This window comes from Altererythrobacter sp. CAU 1644 (assembly GCF_029623755.1).
Taxonomy (GTDB): domain Bacteria; phylum Pseudomonadota; class Alphaproteobacteria; order Sphingomonadales; family Sphingomonadaceae; genus Erythrobacter; species Erythrobacter arenosus.
This window is the reverse complement of sequence record NZ_CP121106.1, coordinates 869,853-886,177: the sequence shown is the minus strand read 5'-3', so window position 1 is coordinate 886,177 and position 16,325 is coordinate 869,853. Positions and strand designations below refer to the sequence as shown.

16 protein-coding genes and 1 tRNA gene are annotated in these 16,325 nt (G+C 64.1%); 13 read left to right on the top strand and 4 right to left on the bottom strand.

Features of this window, described 5'->3' with window-relative positions:
* Positions 1-60: 60 nt before the first annotated feature.
* The 5 genes from P7228_RS04390 to P7228_RS04370 all read left to right on the top strand — a co-directional run bounded on the left by P7228_RS04390 (position 61) and on the right by P7228_RS04370 (position 6,441).
* Positions 61-1,026 (top strand): Mrp/NBP35 family ATP-binding protein, encoded by a 966-nt coding sequence (locus tag P7228_RS04390; protein WP_278017000.1) that lies wholly within the window; start codon positions 61-63, stop codon positions 1,024-1,026.
* Positions 1,027-1,029: 3 nt separating this feature from the next.
* Entirely contained in the window at positions 1,030-3,306 is a 2,277-nt protein-coding gene (locus P7228_RS04385; protein WP_278016999.1) for a xanthine dehydrogenase family protein molybdopterin-binding subunit, read from the top strand.
* On the top strand, positions 3,303-4,325 hold the full coding sequence (hemH, locus tag P7228_RS04380) for a ferrochelatase (RefSeq protein ID WP_278016998.1): 1,023 nt from the start codon (positions 3,303-3,305) through the stop codon (positions 4,323-4,325). Before P7228_RS04385 ends, hemH begins: the two co-directional genes overlap by 4 nt.
* Before the next feature lie 41 nt (positions 4,326-4,366).
* Positions 4,367-4,933: a hypothetical protein gene (locus P7228_RS04375; RefSeq protein ID WP_278016997.1), complete on the top strand. Its 567-nt coding sequence runs from the start codon at positions 4,367-4,369 to the stop codon at positions 4,931-4,933.
* A gap of 98 nt (positions 4,934-5,031) precedes the next feature.
* Positions 5,032-6,441, top strand: coding sequence for a cytochrome P450 (locus tag P7228_RS04370; RefSeq protein WP_278016996.1), 1,410 nt, complete (start codon positions 5,032-5,034; stop codon positions 6,439-6,441).
* Here P7228_RS04370 and P7228_RS04365 read toward each other — a convergent pair.
* Positions 6,438-6,596: a DUF1674 domain-containing protein gene (locus P7228_RS04365; RefSeq protein WP_278016995.1), complete on the bottom strand. Its 159-nt coding sequence runs from the start codon at positions 6,594-6,596 to the stop codon at positions 6,438-6,440. The genes P7228_RS04370 and P7228_RS04365 overlap by 4 nt on opposite strands.
* Before the next feature lie 55 nt (positions 6,597-6,651).
* Between P7228_RS04365 and P7228_RS04360 the strand changes: the two genes are divergently transcribed.
* Positions 6,652-7,887, top strand: coding sequence for an RsmB/NOP family class I SAM-dependent RNA methyltransferase (locus P7228_RS04360; RefSeq protein ID WP_278016994.1), 1,236 nt, complete (start codon positions 6,652-6,654; stop codon positions 7,885-7,887).
* Here P7228_RS04360 and P7228_RS04355 read toward each other — a convergent pair.
* Positions 7,884-8,708, bottom strand: coding sequence for a hypothetical protein (locus P7228_RS04355; RefSeq protein WP_278016993.1), 825 nt, complete (start codon positions 8,706-8,708; stop codon positions 7,884-7,886). The genes P7228_RS04360 and P7228_RS04355 overlap by 4 nt on opposite strands.
* Before the next feature lie 140 nt (positions 8,709-8,848).
* On the opposite strand from P7228_RS04355, the gene P7228_RS04350 reads away from it, so the two are divergent.
* Positions 8,849-9,334 carry an anthrone oxygenase family protein gene (locus P7228_RS04350; RefSeq protein WP_278016992.1) on the top strand — a complete coding sequence of 162 codons (486 nt, stop codon included), beginning with the start codon at positions 8,849-8,851 and terminating at the stop codon, positions 9,332-9,334.
* Between the two features lie 86 nt (positions 9,335-9,420).
* Entirely contained in the window at positions 9,421-10,125 is a 705-nt protein-coding gene (locus tag P7228_RS04345) for a TonB family protein (protein WP_278016991.1), read from the top strand.
* An 824-nt stretch (positions 10,126-10,949) separates the two neighbouring features.
* Here P7228_RS04345 and msrA read toward each other — a convergent pair.
* Positions 10,950-11,483: a peptide-methionine (S)-S-oxide reductase MsrA gene (gene msrA / locus P7228_RS04340; RefSeq protein WP_278016990.1), complete on the bottom strand. Its 534-nt coding sequence runs from the start codon at positions 11,481-11,483 to the stop codon at positions 10,950-10,952.
* Between the two features lie 107 nt (positions 11,484-11,590).
* Between msrA and P7228_RS04335 the strand changes: the two genes are divergently transcribed.
* From P7228_RS04335 to aguB, 3 genes are all read left to right on the top strand, one after another.
* Positions 11,591-12,427 (top strand): class I SAM-dependent methyltransferase, encoded by an 837-nt coding sequence (locus P7228_RS04335; protein WP_278016989.1) that lies wholly within the window; start codon positions 11,591-11,593, stop codon positions 12,425-12,427.
* 111 nt (positions 12,428-12,538) lie between these two features.
* Positions 12,539-13,282, top strand: a complete 744-nt coding sequence (locus P7228_RS04330; RefSeq protein WP_278016988.1) for an SIMPL domain-containing protein — start codon at positions 12,539-12,541, stop codon at positions 13,280-13,282.
* Between the two features lie 25 nt (positions 13,283-13,307).
* On the top strand, positions 13,308-14,171 hold the full coding sequence (gene aguB / locus P7228_RS04325) for an N-carbamoylputrescine amidase (RefSeq protein WP_278016987.1): 864 nt from the start codon (positions 13,308-13,310) through the stop codon (positions 14,169-14,171).
* A gap of 7 nt (positions 14,172-14,178) precedes the next feature.
* On the opposite strand, the gene P7228_RS04320 is transcribed toward aguB, so the two are convergent.
* On the bottom strand, positions 14,179-15,600 hold the full coding sequence (locus tag P7228_RS04320; protein WP_278016986.1) for a M20/M25/M40 family metallo-hydrolase: 1,422 nt from the start codon (positions 15,598-15,600) through the stop codon (positions 14,179-14,181).
* A 49-nt stretch (positions 15,601-15,649) separates the two neighbouring features.
* On the opposite strand from P7228_RS04320, the gene folK reads away from it, so the two are divergent.
* Positions 15,650-16,150, top strand: coding sequence for a 2-amino-4-hydroxy-6-hydroxymethyldihydropteridine diphosphokinase (folK, locus tag P7228_RS04315; RefSeq protein ID WP_278016985.1), 501 nt, complete (start codon positions 15,650-15,652; stop codon positions 16,148-16,150).
* A gap of 44 nt (positions 16,151-16,194) precedes the next feature.
* Positions 16,195-16,270 (top strand) — tRNA-Lys (locus P7228_RS04310).
* Positions 16,271-16,325 lie beyond the last annotated feature (55 nt).

Genomic DNA, 16,325 nt, shown 5'->3' with positions numbered 1-16,325 from the left:
GGGCCAAAACGGCAATTGAGGGCTGGCGCGGGCCGATTCGATGTGAGAAGGCCGCAGCCGATGAACCAGGAGCAAATGATTGCCTGCCTGCCCGCCGAACTCGCGGGTCGTGTCAAATCTGCGCGAATGGTGGGCGAGCGGGCGGTCGTGGTGGTCGATGCGAGCGGGCTTTCGCCTGCCGCGCGGGCCGCGACGGAACAGGAAATCAGCGCGGCACTAGAGGGCCGTGAAGGCGTTGCCGAAGTGCGCGTGGCGATGATGGCCGACAAGGTCCGCCGCCGGCTGATCGCGATCGGCTCGGGCAAGGGCGGCGTCGGCAAGTCGACGCTGACGACCAATCTGGCAGTCGCGCTGCAGCGCAAGGGATTAAAGGTCGGGGTGGTCGATGCCGACATCTACGGTCCGTCGCAGCCCAAGCTGCTCGCCACTGAGGGCGAGAAGCCCCGCGCGGAAAATGACAAGCTGATCCCGATCGACAGCCGTTTCGGCGTGCCGGTACTCTCGATGGGCCACCTGGTGAAGCAGGGCCAGGCACTGGCATGGCGGGGCCCGATGGCCGGGAACGCGCTGTCGCAACTGGTCGATGCCGATTGGGGCGACACCGAACTGCTGTTGATCGACCTGCCGCCGGGCACGGGCGACGTGCAGCTTTCGATGCTGCAGAAGCACAAGCCCGATGGGGCGGTGCTGGTCTCGACTCCGCAGGACCTCGCATTGATCGACGCGGCCCGCGCAGGGCAGTTGTTCGACACCGGCGGGGTGCCGATCATCGGGCTGGTCGAAAACATGGCGGGCTATGCCTGTCCGCATTGCGGCGAAGTGTCCGATCCCTTTGGCAAGGGCGGAGTCGAAACGGCAGCTGCGAGGCTCGAACTGCCTTTCCTCGGGCGCATACCTCTCTCGCTCCCGATCCGTGAGGCAGGCGACAAGGGCGAGCCTTCGGCAGCCGGGGAGAGTGAGGACGGGGCCGCGTTTCGCGCGATCGCCGATCGCATCGCCGACTGGTTGGCCCGGGAGGCGGCCTAGGCGATGGACCTTACGCGCCGCCGCCTGCTGACCGGGGCCGCAATCGGCGGCGGAGTGGTTCTGGCCTGGTCGCTCTTTCCGCGCGCCTATCCCAATCCCCTGCAGGCGGGCCGGGACGAATTCGTGTTCGATGCCTGGCTCAAGATCGGCAGCGACGGGGTCGTTTCCGTCGCGGTGCCGCAGCTCGAGATGGGACAGGGCGTCACGACCCTGCTGCCGCAGATCATCGCCACCGAACTCGGTGCCGACTGGCGCCAGATCGCGGTCGAGCCCGCGCCGGTCAGCGGCACCTATGGCAATGTCCCGCTGGCCGCGCGCTGGTCGGCGCTGTGGGATCCGCTGTTCCCGTCGCTGGCCGACGATCCCGACGAACTGCTGGCCGAGCGTTTCGCGCGCGGGAAGCGGTTTACCGCGACCGCCGATGGTACGACGCTGGCAGCCTATGAAATGCCGTGCCGCGAGGCGGCCGCGGCGGCGCGCACCATGCTGGCGCAGGCGGCGGCGGATCGTTGGGGAGTGGCGTGGGAGGAGTGCGAGGCGCGCTATGGCTTCGTGTTGCACGGCGACAATCGCCTGAGCTTCGCCGAACTGGCCGAAGAGGCAAGCGATTACGATCCCCCCGATCCACCGCCGCTGCGGCCCGATGCGCCCAGCGAAGAGGGCCTGCCGGGTGAGGCCGACGCGATCAGCGCTTTCCCGCGGCTCGACCTGCCGTCGAAGGTCGACGGGACGCACCAGTTTGCGGGCGACGTCCGGCTGCCCAACATGGTCTATGCGGCCATCAGGCATGGCCCGCTCGACAAGGCGGAACTGGTCGACTTCAATCCCTACAACACGCGCGGCATTCGCGGGATCGTGGCGGCGGTGGAGGGCAATCGCTGGCTTGCCGTGGTGGCCGACAACTGGTGGTCGGCCGAAAAGGCGCTCGACCAGATCGGTGCACGTTTCCGGGTCGAGCACCTGGTCGACAGCGACGATATCACCCAGCGCCTCGACGACGGCCTGCGCCGGGGCGAGGCGCACTCGATCGCGGTCCGAGGGGACGGCTATTCGAGCGGTGGCAAGGCCGACATTGCGCGCCGCTACGAAATCGACCCCGGGGTCCACGCGACGCTTGAAACCGCCAGCGCGACCGCGCGGTTCGACGGCGACCGGCTGGAACTGTGGATCGCGAGCCAGGCCCCCGAACGTGCGCGCGAAGCTGCGGCCAAGGCGCTGGGCCTGAGGTTGCGCGACGTTGTGCTGTTTCCCATGCCCGCAGGCGGCAGTTTCGACCGGCGGCTCGAGCATGACCACGCGATCGAGGTCGCCCTGATTGCCCGCGAAATCGGTCGTCCGGTCCAACTGGTGTGGTCGCGCTGGCAGGAACAGGTGATGACGCGTCCGCGCCAACCGGCGCACCTGCTGCTCACCGCGCAGATCAGCAACGACGGGCAGGGGCGGATCGAGGCGATGAAAGCGCGGATCGCCACGCCCCCTGCCAATATCGAGTTCGGCAAGCGCCTGTTCGAGAACAAGACCAGCTGGGCGGCAATCCGCGACAGCGAGGGCAGGGCCGACGCGCTGGCCTGCGAAGGCGCGATGCCCGCCTATGGCATCGGCCATGTGTCGGTCGAACACGTTCCGGTCGAGATCGGGCTGCCCTGTTCGCGCATGCGCGGTAATGCCCATGGCTACACCGCTTTCGCCATGGAGAGCTTCGTCGACGAGGTTGCCAGCGAGAGCGGACGCGAACCGCTGTCCTATCGCATCGAGATGCTGGGCGACGACGTGCGGTTGGTGCAGTGCCTGCAACGCGCCTCGCGCCTCGCCGATTGGGGCGGCGGGGTCGACCAGAGCGGGCAGGGCATCGCCTGCCATCGGATGGGCGATTCCGAAACCGGCGGGCGGATCGCCTGCATCGCCTCGGCTCGCGCGGGCGAAGGCGGTGTGCGGGTGACCAGGCTGACCGCGGCGGTCGACATCGGGCGGATCGTCAATATCGACCTCGCGCGCCAGCAGATCGAAGGCGGGCTGGTGTTCGGGCTCGCCATGGCGATGGGCGCCAGCGCGCGCTACCGCGCCGGTCTGCCGGTGGCGCAGCGGTTGGCGGCGCTCAACCTGCCGACGCTTGCCGACAGCCCCGAGATCGAGGTCGACTTCATCCAGAGCGAGGCCGAACCTTTCGATCCCGGCGAACTCGGCGCGGTGGTGGCGGCGCCCGCCATCGCCAACGCGCTGTTCTCGGCCACCGGTCTGCGCTTGCGGCGCCTGCCATTGCTATCGGATGAGGGATTATGACCTGGCAGGCGCAACGACTTCCCTCCGATCACCCGCCCGTTTCGAGCGGCCGGGTCGGATTGCTGCTGGTCAATCTCGGCACGCCGGATGCAGCCGAACCGGGTGCGGTGAAGCGCTACCTCGCCGAGTTCCTGTCGGACCGGCGGGTGGTCGAAATCCCGCCGATCGCGTGGCAGCCGATCCTGCGCGGGATTATCCTCAACACGAGGCCGAAGAAGAGCGCCGAGGCCTATCGCAAGGTGTGGACCGACAAGGGCTCGCCGCTCGCCGCGATCACCCGCGAACAGGCGGAGGGGCTGCAGGCGAAGTTGGGTCACGCCGTACTCGTGCGTCATGCGATGCGTTACGGCAAACCCGCGATCCGCGACGAGCTTGCCCAGCTGCAGGCGGCCGGTTGCGACCGCATCCTGATTGCGCCGCTGTATCCGCAATATTGCGCGGCGACGACCGCCACCGTGTTCGACGAGGTCGCGCGAGCGATGGCGAAGTTGCGTTGGCAGCCTGCGCTGCGGTTCCTGCCGCCCTATCACGACGACGCGGCCTATATCGACGCGCTTGAAACCGATCTCGCGGTGCAACTCGCCGCTCTTTCGTTCGAGCCCGAGGTCCTGCTGCTGAGCTTCCACGGAATGCCGCAGCGCACGCTCGAACTGGGCGATCCCTATCACTGCCACTGCCAGAAGACCGCGCGCCTGCTGGGCGAACGGCTCGCCCGGCCGGGCCTGCGGATCGTGACCACTTTCCAGTCGCGTTTCGGCAGGGCTCAATGGCTCGAGCCCGCAACCGATACGACACTGGCTGCCGAAGCTACTGCAGGGACCCGGCGGCTCGCCGTCGCGGCCCCTGGATTTTCCGCCGATTGCGTAGAAACGCTGGAGGAGCTGGCGATCGCCGGGCGCGAGCAATTCAGCGAAGCGGGCGGGAAGGACTACGCCGTGCTCACCTGCCTCAATACTTCGGACCCGGGCATGGCGATGCTTGAAGCGATAGCGCGGCGCGAGCTGTCCGGCTGGATCTGACGCATGCCGCTGCGCAGCCTTTACCAAACGACGCACGCGTAATGGCCAGCGAGCTACTGCTGTTCTTCCTCGCGGTGTTCGCGATCAACCTGCTGCCTGCCTTCGGCCCGCCGACCTGGTCGATCATCGTGCTGTTCGGGATCAATACCGATTTGCCGTTGGCGGCGCTGGTCGGGGTGGGGGCGCTCGGCGCGGCGCTGGGGCGCCTTGTGCTGGCCTATGGGTTCCGCTTCTGGGGCGAGCATGTTTCGGACCGGCTGCGCGCCAATCTCGCGGCCGCCCGCGAGGCGTTCGAGAGGAGGCGCCGCAACACGGTCCTTGCGCTCGGCCTGTTCGCACTCTCGCCGTTGCCGTCGGCGCAACTGTTCGCCGCCGCGGGGCTGGCCGGGGTCAAGCTGGTCCCCTTCACGCTGGCGTTCTTCGCCGGGCGGCTGGTGTCCTACTCGATCTACGGGGGCTCGGCGCGGCTGGTCGAACGCTATTCGCTCGGCGATGCGTTCAAGGAGGTGCTGACCAGCCCCGTGGGGATCGGGCTCCAACTCATCCTGCTCGCCGGGCTCGTCATGCTTCCGCGTATCGACTGGGCGCGCTGGCTCGGCCGGAAGTAACAAGTTGCGCCGGGAAAGCGACCGGACTGGATTTGCACGAAGAATTTACTTACACCTAGGTAAGTATCGTAATCGCAACCGACCCCCAGGAAGCTCCGATGGCCACTCTCGCTGAAGCCCCGCCGCAAGAACCGGCAGCGCACGAATTCAAACACTGGAGCGATCGCCTGCCTGGCGCAGCGCTCGAACACATTCCGGGCGAAGGCGGCTTGCCAGTGGTCGGCAATACCTTCCGCATGCTCGCCGACCCGCACCGTTTCGGCCGGGAAATGGTCGAGAAATACGGCAAGGTTTACAAGAACCGCGCCTTTGGCGGCTGGCAGGTTGCGCTGATCGGGGCGGACGCCAACGAGCTGATGCTGTTCGATCGCGACAAGATCTTCTCAAGCGAGCAGGGCTGGGGCCCGATCCTCGACCGGCTGTTTCCGCGCGGGCTGATGCTGCTCGATTTCGATCATCACCGGATCGACCGGCGCGCGCTGTCGATTGCTTTCAAGCCGGGGCCGATGCGGCATTATTCGGGGAGCCTCAATCGCGGCATTGCCGAGACGGTCAAGGGCTGGGCCGATCACAAAATGCTGTTCTATCCGGCGATCAAGCAGCTCACGCTCGATCTTGCCGCCGACAGCTTCATCGGCATCCCGTGGGGGCCCGAAGCCGACAAGATCAACCAGGCATTCGTCGACATGGTGCAGGCCTCGGTAGCGCCGGTCCGCGCGCCGTTACCCTTCACGCAGATGAAGAAGGGCGTCGACGGGCGCAAATTCCTGGTCGATTATTTCACCAGGGAAACCCATCGGCGCCGCAAGGAAGGCGGCGGGCAGGACATGTTCAGCCAGTTCGCCACCGCGACGCGCGAGGATGGCTCGCTGCTGCCGGTCGACGAGGTGGTCGATCACATGAACTTCCTGATGATGGCGGCGCATGACACGATCACGTCCTCGGCAACGTCGCTGATCTATCTCCTCGCCAAGCATCCCGAATGGCAGGAGAAGCTGCGACAGGAGATCGTCGCGGTGACAGGCGGTCCCGACGCAAGCGGCCATCCGCGGCCGCTCGACTATGACGATCTAGGCAAGCTCGACCTGACCGAGATGGCGTTCAAGGAAGCCTTGCGGATCGTCCCGCCGGTTCCCTCGACCCCGCGCCGCGCGCTCAAGAGCTTCGAGTACGGCGGTTACACCATTCCGGCGGGGGCGAGCGTGGGTATCAGCGCCCACATGGTGCATCACGATCCCGAGCACTGGGCCGAGCCCGAGAAGTTTGACCCGCTGCGCTTCACCCCCGACAAGGTGAAGGAGCGCCACAAATATGCGTGGGTGCCGTTCGGTGGCGGCGCGCATATGTGCCTCGGCCTGCACTTTGCCTACATGCAGGTGAAGATCTTGATGGCGCAGCTGCTGCAACGCTATTCGATCGAGATTGCCGAGGGCTACGATCCCGAATGGCAGGCGTGGCCGATTCCCAAGCCCAAGGACGGGCTGAAGGTGACGTTCAAGAGCTTCTAAAAATCGATCGCGATGCCGTTCTTTTCCCAGTCGCCATAGCGGGTGGGGGACAGCTCTTCCTCGACCTCGCCCTTCTTCGGCTTGGGCGCAGGCTCGTTGCTCCAGTGCTTGGGCTTGGCAAAATTCTTTGCCGCTTCGGACTTCTTCGTCGTCATGGGCAGAAGATGTGCGCTCTGGCGCTGACATGCAAGGCCATGTAGGGCGCGCGCGATGGCCCACACCCCCGGATTTCCCGCGCGCCGCGCCGCGCTCCAGATGATCGACGCGGTGCTCCATCGCGGCGAAACGCTGGAGGTGGCCGGGCGCAATGCAATCCGCAGCCTGCGCGAAGGGCCGGACAAGGCGCTCGCGCTCGCTATCGCCAATGAGGCGCTGCGCTGGCTGGTCGATCTCGACATGCTGATCGACAGCGCGACCCAGAAACGACTGCCCCACGATGCCAAGGCGCGCAGCGTGCTGCGGCTGATGCTGGCGCAATGGCTGCGGCTCGAAACGCCGCCGCACGCGGTGATCGCGACCTGCCTGCCCTTGCTGAGCGGTGGCCCGCGCCGTCTCGCGCATGGCGTGTTCTCGACGCTGGCCAAGCAGGACGTCTCGCTTCCCGCGGCGCCAACCCTGCCGGAGCATGTGGCGGCGCGCTGGGGCGACCGCGCGGGCGAGATTGCTAAGGGGCTGGTCGAGCCGCCGTCGCTCGACCTGACTCTGAAGGATGCCGAAAGAGCCGCGCATTGGGCATTGCAGTTGGGTGGCGACAGCCTGGCGCCGGGGCATGTGCGCCTGTCGCGCGGCGAAGCGGTCGAGAAGATCGAAGGTTACCGAGACGGCGAATGGTGGGTGCAGGACCTCGCCGCTTCGCTGCCCGCGCGGTTGCTGGGACAGGGCGAAGGTCGCCACGCGCTCGACCTGTGCGCAGCGCCGGGGGGCAAGACCATGCAGCTCGCCGCGGCCGGGTGGAACGTCACCGCGCTCGACCTCAGCAAGCGGCGGCTCGATGTGCTGCGCCAGAACCTCAAGCGGACCGGCCTCGGCGCCTCGCCGGTCAGAGCCGATGCCCTGACGTGGGAGCCCAAGCACAAGTTCGACGCGGTGCTGATCGACGCGCCGTGCACCGCGACCGGCACCTGCCGGCGCCACCCCGACGTGCTCCATCGCATCGGGCCGCGCCAGATCGCGGAGATGGCCGAGATACAGCAGGCCTTGCTCGAGCGGGCGGCGCAGTGGCTCAAGCCGGGTGGCGTGCTCGTCTACGCGGTGTGTTCGCTCGAACGCGAAGAGGGCGAGGAGCAGGCGGCAAGGGTCGCGCTCGAACCCATGCCGATCTCTGCGGACGAGCTGCCTGCAGGCATCGAACCTTCGCCGGAAGGCTGGCTCCGCACCGATCCCGGCATGCTCGCGGCCCAGGGCGGACTCGACGGATTCTTCATCGCCCGCTGGCGCAAACCCTAGGCTGCGACCAGCTTAATCGCGGTGCAGGGCTTGCCGCCCTGTTCGACCGAAAGCGTGATTACGCTCCCTTCTCGCGACAGGAGCTCAATCCGAAATGGCGCCCCGAGTTCGACGTAGCGCGTGAAGCGGATCTCGCCTCGGGGAAACCGCACAGCGGGATTGCCGGTCAGCGCGGCGACGAACTGGCGAGCGCATTCGGCAAGGTGGGTCGCATTCACATGGTCGCCCGAGCCGCTCATGTAGCGCGCCGCAGGGGGCATGCCATTGTCGCGCGTGACGAGTGCGTCGACATAGGGCTGGGCGTCGCTCCGAACGGGCGAGATCAGCGGGAACTCGTGCGGCCCGATGCCCAGTGATGCCGGATCGGCATAGCTGAAGTCGCCATGCGGAACCTTGCCGAGCAGGCTGGTCTTGGCTTCCTTGCGCCAGCCCTCGAAATCGCGGGTGCGGAACACCACGCCCTTGCCGCGGCTCGAGTAGATCAGCCGGTCGGCAGTGTCATAGAGCCGGATTGCGAACCCGACTTCGCCATCGATGCCGGCGTTTTCCATCTCGCCGCGCGCCGGAATTCCGGCCGCGAAATCGCCGACTTTCCAATCCATCCAGGTGAGCGCGCTCCACTTGTCGCGATCCAACGTCTCGCGCGCCGCCGAGCATTCGACCGAGACCCAATAGTTTATCGTTTGCATCGCAACCGGATGCCATGCGGGAAGCTCGAGCCAACGCCACTCATCGACATCCTGCGAACAGCGGAACGCGACCGAGCCGTCAGCGCTCACCGCGTGATCGAAGGTATAGGCTTTGTCGGTGGGCCCGGGCATGGCCCTTGGCTATCCGCTTTCTGCCTGCACGCAAAGCAATTGCGCCATCGCTTGGAATTCCAGACCGGGTGCGCCGGTTTGGCGCTCGCGGCGAGGCTTGATAGTCTGGGAAGGAGGGACGCGCTGCGAAGGAGGGTATTGTGGGAGTTGTGATCGATGGTTTGCTCTGGTTCACCGTCATCTCGGTTGCGATTATGGCCGGGGTCTATTTCACCTTCTCTACTTTCGTGATGCGATCGCTGGATGAAATCGCCGCCCCGGCCGGAATGCTCGCGATGCAGTCGATCAATCGCGTGATCCTGAAATCGATTTTCCTGCCGATATTCTTCGCAAGCTCGCTCGCCGCGGCCGCGCTGGTAGTATTGACCCTGCTGGAGCCGTCAGTGCCCGGTGCAGGATGGGCGCTGCTGGGGAGCGGTCTCTACGTCCTCGGCATGTTTGTCGTGACGGTCGCAGGCAATGTTCCGCTCAACAATCGGCTGGAGGCCACCGATGCAAAGGGGCCTGACGGGGAAGCGATGTGGGCCACATATCTGGCCAGGTGGACACTCTGGAACCACCTGCGAACACTTGCCTGCACCGTGTCTCTGGTCTTGCTGATCCTGGCGATCAGCGCGCGCTTCTAGCGAGACATCCGGATTGACGAGTGATGTCCGCAATTGGGTGGGAAGCGGAAATTGTGCTCCTTAGATTTCTGCAGTAAATCTAATCAATGATTTCTCTCTTAGCCGCAGCCAGCGGCATGCTAACCGCGCCTGCGATTGAACCGGACTATGGTTCTTATCCACGCGATGCCATGCTCAATGGTCAGTCAGCAGCTGCCCTCGTTGAAATTGCTGTTGACCCCAAAGGTCAGCGATTGAGTTGCGTAGTGCTGACTGTTGTCGGCGCTAATGAGCTGGGCCAAGACATTTGTAACCTTCAGCGCAACGCCAGATTTACGCCAGCGCAAAGCGAGGTCGGCGAAAATACCTACGGGGTCGTCCGTGCATTTATCAAATACGTCTTGGCGGGCTCGGAGCAAGGAATGCAAATTGATCGGCTTGTTGCATCGGAAATCACATTCACAGTGGTAGGCACAATTGCTAGGCGCGGGTCGCGGCCTCCACAACTGGAGTCAGCCCGAGAATCTCAAATCGTCGCTTGGCCGATGGTCACTTTTGACGTCGAGGCTTTACCGGAAGTTGACCACGATTTTGTCGATCAGCGGGTCAATGTCGCCATCGATCCAACGGGTACTGTGGCAGATTGCGCCGCACTCAAGCAAGTTGATGTCAAAGCAGGCTACGGAATTGCTGCCTGTCAGCAACTAAAGGGAATGCAGGTTACGGAACCCCTTTCAGTCGATGAACAGCCGGTCGCTCATGTTCGAGCGCTTGAGGTTCGTTTCGCCCTTTCGGCTAAAAGTCCTGACTGATCGCAACCAGGATCGTAAGAAGACATGCCCGATTTTCAACTTCCTAATGTCTGAGATGGGGTGGAAAGCGGACATTGACTGGCATTTGACCAACGTTACGCTTCAAGCTCTATGGTCAAACAACTTTTGTACCTTGCAGGGGCACTGGTTCTATTCGGATGCGCAGACTTCCCTGAACCGGACGCTGTTGACCCTGCTCCTGTGTTGGGATGTTACGTCGCACCCGACGCACCTCATTTGAGCGTCGAGCGGGCTGGTGTTCGGATTGGACCTAGCTCTGAAATTCTCCCCCTTCGATATGAGCAACACAAAGTGGGCATGGTCCTGAGAATTCCGATGGTTGCATCGGTTGCTGAGGGCGAGTGGCAGTTAAGCGGCGGCAAGGAGCACTTCTATCGAGTGATCTGGAGTGGTGGCAGGCCGGTCATTCGGATTGTGTTTGGACCGAACGGGATTATTCGCGATTACCAGCGACGTTCTCAAAGCCCATGCTGACGGGATGTCCGCAATTGGGTCGTAAAGAGACGTTCGAGCTTTCCTACTCGTCGCCGGCAGTGCCATGGTTCGTTGTGCTGCGCGCTCTCGTGTGACGCAGCACCGGCTCTTTCATCGTGTCAACATCATCCCCGGCAAGCATTGGCAACTGGCGAAAGCGTATGCGCCGGTGGGTCACACTTCGGCCGAATAAGCTGACACATTGGGCGTCCCAGAGTCACACTTGTGCGCGTAACGCCACAGTTTGGGCCGCTACAGTCACGGAAAGGGGCTTTTCAGCCTTGGACCGTGTTCCATGTGTTCCATCGCGTAGGATTTGTGAGGATGCTTCAGTCCGCCTTGACCTTGTCCTGGAAGCTCTTCCTCAGTTTCATCAGCTTGGGCGGGATCACCGCCAGGCAATAGGGATTGCGCTGGCCTTCGCCTTCCCAATACTCCTGGTGGTAGTCTTCGGCCGGATACCATTTGGCCGGGCCTTCGATCGTGGTCACCGCGTTCTGGCCCGAATGCTCGCTATTCCAGCGGGCGATCGCCGCTTCGGCGTCGTCATGGGCGAGGTCGTCGCTGAGGAAGATCGCGCTGCGGTATTGCGTGCCGACATCGTTGCCCTGGCGGTTGAGCTGCGTCGGGTCGTGCGTCCCCATGAAGACATCGAGGATCTCGGCGAGCGAGATCGTGTGCGGGTCGAAGGTGACGCGGATCGCTTCGGCATGGCCGGTCGTGCCTGAACACACTTCCTTGTAGGTCGGGTTCTCCACCGTGCCGCCGATATAGCCGCTTTCGACCTCGCTTACGCCCACAACGTCGCGGAAGACCGCCTCGGTGCACCAGAAACATCCACCAGCGATAATGGCCTGTGTCATTCGATCATTCTCCTTTGTAACCAAGAGATAGGCGTGAGCGGAACACTTGTCATCGCTCCTGCAAGGTCTAGAACAGGAGCTGCATGCATCTGGGTTAGGACCGCAACATGAAAAAGTTACTTTTTGCCGCCGCCGCCTGCACGATGGCTTTCGCCGCTCCGGCTGCCGCGGATCATCACAGTGAGAGTGAAACGCGAGCGGCGTTAGAAGCCGCCGTGGCTGCGGATTGGCGCGGCGAGGATCGCGAGCGTGATCAATACCGCCACCCGGTCGAAACGATCGAGTTCTTCCAAATCAAGCCGGGAATGACAGTGGTTGATTATGTGCCGCCGCCGGGCTGGTACACCAAGATTCTGGTCCCCTATCTCGGATCGAAAGGCACCTATGTTGCCACAATCCGCACATTCGAAGGTGGTTCGCCGGAGGGGCAGGCCCGTCAACGCGTCTTCCCCGAGGTTTTCCCGAGGCTAACCCGCGAGGACATGGAAAAGAATTCGATCGAGAATGCCGCGAAGATCGAGGGCCTCAACACGATCTACATACCAGAGGAAATGCACGGGACCGCCGATCGGGTGTTGGTGTTCCGGATGATGCACAATCTCCATCGATGGGGCTTGGTGCCAGAGGAATTGAGCAATTTTCGCAAGCTGCTGAAAAACGATGGCATGCTGGGAATCGTACAGCACCGGGCCCGGGCAGATGCGCCCTATTCCTACGCCGATGGCAACAATGGCTACATGCGGCAGGAAGACGTCATTAAGCTTGTGGAGGCGCATGGTTTTGAGCTGGTCGCGAGTAGCGAGATAAACGCCAATCCCAAGGATACCGCCGATCACGAAGGCGGAGTTTGGCAGATCCCGCCGCGGTGGGCCTCGCAGGATGAGGCGAAGAAGGCCATCGGCGAAAGCGACCGCATGACCCTGCTGTTCAAAAAGCGCCCGTGAGTCAACAGCTTGCATCAAATGATATAGGGTAACATTAAGTCGCCATTCAGATTATGGCCGAAATAAGGCCATCCTGCGCGGCGCCATCCCGGCGTCGCCGGGAGAGCCGCCATGAACTACAAATCCCTTGCCCTTGCCGCCTGTCTGCCGCTCGGCCTCGCCGCCTGCGGCGACGCGCCCTTCGACCCGCGTGGTGTCGATCATGACGAGACGCTGCTGTCGGTCTCGGCCACCGGCGAAAGCGAGATCCGCCCCGACGAGGCCTTCTTCCAGGTCGGCATCAACAGCTGGTCGCGCAGCGCCACTTCCGCCTCGGAGGCCAACGCCAAGGACATCGCCGAAGTGGTCGCAGCGCTCAAGTCGGCGGGCGTCGCTGAGAAGGATATCCAGACCCGCACCGTCGGCATCCAGAAGGTCGATTGGGGTCCGAACAAGGGCCAGTTCCAGGCCAGCAATGTCGTCGCCGTGACCGTACGCGATGTCGAGAAGGCCGGGGCTGCGCTGACCGCAGCGACCGAGGCCGGCGCCAACGTCCTTTCCGGCCCGGACCTGCGCATCTCGGACAGCGAGAAAGCCGCCAACGCTGCCTATGGCGAAGCCTTCAAGGCCGCCAAGTCACGCGCCGAAGCCTATGCCGAGGCTGCTGGCATGGAGATCAGCCGCGTACTTACCATCCGCGACGGCGGCGGGGCGCAGGGCAATCGCTATCTCCCCGGTGCGCCGCCTCCGCCGGTCCGCACCGCCTATGTCGAGGCGATGGAGCAGTCTGCCAATGATGCAAGCTCTGCCATCATGCCGGGCCAGACGCGCAGCCGCGTGTCGGTTCAAGTGGACTTCGCGCTAAAGGAGAAATAGACGCCACTGCCATGAAAGGCTTGGCATGAGAGAGATCACCGTAGCTGCCCTCCAGCTTGCGCTAGGGCGAGCTGACGAGAGTGAAAACATCGCCGCCGTCGCCGCGCTGGTGGAGCAGGCGGCGGCGCAGGGCGCGCAGATCATCCTGCCGCCCGAACTCTTCTCCGGCCCCTATTTCTGCAAGACCGAAGAAGAGGCGCTGTTTGCGCTGGCCCGCCCGACGCTTGACCATCCTTCGGTCATCGCGATGACCGAACTCGCGAAGAAGCTGAAGGTCGCAATCCCGACCAGCTTCTTCGAGCGCGACGGGCACCATTTTTACAACACCCTCGCCATGATCGATGCGGATGGCGAGGTCATGGGCACCTATCGCAAGAGCCACATTCCCGATGGGCCGGGGTACGAAGAGAAGTACTATTTCCGCCCCGGCAATGACGGGTTCAAGGTGTGGGACGTCATGGGCACCCGCATCGGCGTCGGCATCTGCTGGGACCAATGGTATCCCGAGTGCGCGCGGGTGATGGCGCTGATGGGCGCCGAACTGCTGTTCTACCCCACCGCGATCGGCTCGGAGCCCTATGACGCCGATCTCGACACGTCGCGGATGTGGCAGCGCGCAATGCTGGGCCATGCGGTGTCGAACTGCATGCCGGTGATTGCCGCGAACCGGATCGGAGCCGAGGCCGAAACCGGTAGTGAGCAGGCCTTCTACGGCCACAGCTTCATTACCGACGAGTGGGGCGACAAGATCGAGGAATTCGGCAAGACCGAGGAGGGCGTGTTGGTGGCGACGCTCGATCTCGATCGCGCGGCCAAACACCGTGCGGGAATGGGGTTCTTTCGCGATCGCCGCCCGCAGCTTTACGGGCGCATCTGCGAGGATATCTGAGCGCGGCTCAGCCTCCAGCGAGTTCCTTCAGGATAATGGTCCAGTGGTCGAGCCCGCCGTAGTAGGCGTCGACCCGCATGCGTTCGTTCAGTCCGTGCGCGAACATGTCTTGCGGTCGGCTGCTGCCCGCTGAGATCGCCACGGTGTCATAGCCGAGCGTCCGGTAGTGCATGCCGTCGGTCCCGCCCGATTCCATGTAGGGCAGGATCGGGATCGGGCGACCGAAGCGCTGCGCCAGCGATTTCTCCAGGGCAGCGCGCACGTCGTCGCGCAGAGTGCTTTCGGGGCTCTCGGTGACGTTGGTCATCAGCTTGAAGGCGATGTCGTTGTTGCCAGTAACTTCGCGGAGGGTCGCCTCGGTCGCAGCCGCCCCGATACCCGGGAAAATGCGGCAGTTGACCGTTGCCGTCGCGCTCTGGGGCAACGCATTTTCCGCGTGGCCGCCGCGCAGCATCGTGGCGACGCAAGTCGTGCTCAGCGAGCCCTTGGTTTCGGGGTTGGCCTGCAGCGTGGCGATCGCATCCGCATCGGTGGGATCTGCGGCGAAGGTCCGCATGGCCACGCCCAACGGGCCGGGCACGGCCTGGCCGAGCGCGCCGAAATAGCTGCGTGTCAGCGGCGTCGCCTGCACCGGGAACTCGTGGTCGCGGATCTTCAGCACGGCCTCGGACAGTTCGTAGATCGCATTATCGGTGCGCGGGCGCGAGGAGTGGCCGCCCGGATTGGTGATCGTCAGTTCCCAGGTGGCAAAGGTCTTCTCTGCCGCCTGCACGCGCTGCGCCAGCGGCTGGAATTCGTCATCGAGGCCGATCCCGCCAGCATCGCTGTTGAGGATGAAAGCCGGATCGACATTCTCCGCCACCCACTTGGCCTGCGCGCGGGTGGAGATCATCCCGGTTTCCTCATCGCCCGAGAACACCAGATAGAGGTCGCGGTTCGGCGTCCAGCCCTCCTCCTTCAACCGGATGAAGGTCCCGGTGAGGTTGGCGACGCCGTACTTGTTGTCCATCGTGCCGCGACCGTAGAAATAGCCACCCTCCTCGGTCAGGGTGAAAGGGTCGCGGACCCAGTCTTCGGGCAGGGCGTCGACCACGTCCATATGCGCCAGCAGCACGATCGGCTTCTCGCCCGAACTGCCGTTGCCGCGATAGCGTACGACCAATCCCTGCGTCGGGGTGCCCTCGCTATCGTAGTCGGTCACCATCAGATCTTCATTGGCGAAGCCTGCTTCGGAAAGTCGCCCGGTGAGGTAGGCAACCATCTCGTCGACCTGGTCGTGCCCCTTGGCGGTGCGAAAAGCGATGATGTCACGATAGATGTCGCGCATGCGCTGTTCGTGCGCAGTGAGCGCGCGGGGTGAGGAATCCTGGGCGACAGCCTGGCCTGCGACAGCCAGTACCCCGGCCAGCAAGAACGCCTTCAACTTCATCCACGATTCTCCCGTTTGCTCTTTGTGGCGAAGTAGCTAGGGCGCTGCCATGAACGGCGCAAGCGCATCTCGATACCTGGTCGCGCTGGGTTCCAACCGGCGGCGACACCGAGTGGGTTCGCCGCGCGAAGTGGTGGCGGCCGCGATGGAAGAACTGGCCGCACTGGGGACGGTCACGGCGCGCTCGCCGGTTATCGACACCGCGCCGCTCGGCCCGGCGCAGCGCCGCTTTGCGAATGCCGCGGCGATCGTCGAGACGGAGCTCGACCCGGAGGCCATGCTGTCCGCACTCAAGCGCATGGAGCGCGAATTCGGTCGCCGTTCCGGCCAGCGCTGGGGCGACCGCGTGCTCGATTGCGACCTGATCCTGTGGAGCGAGGGCCATTGGCAGAGCGACAGGCTGGCCGTCCCGCATCCCGAATTCCGGCGCCGGGACTTCGTTCTCGGCCCCGCGCACACCATCGCGGGCGAATGGCGCGACCCGATTTCGGGCGCGACCGTCGCGCAGCTATTTGCACGCTTGACCCGGCCCCGCCGCGTCCCTAGTTGACCGCACGTGCTCCACGGCCTGTGCCGGGTCAGCACTTGTCAGGTGGGCCCTTAGCTCAGTCGGTAGAGCAACTGACTTTTAATCAGTAGGTCGCTGGTTCGAGCCCAGCAGGGCTCACCACCATTCTCCTTAAAGCTCCGTGTCCTGTTTGGACATCTGGTTCGGTCCAGATTGT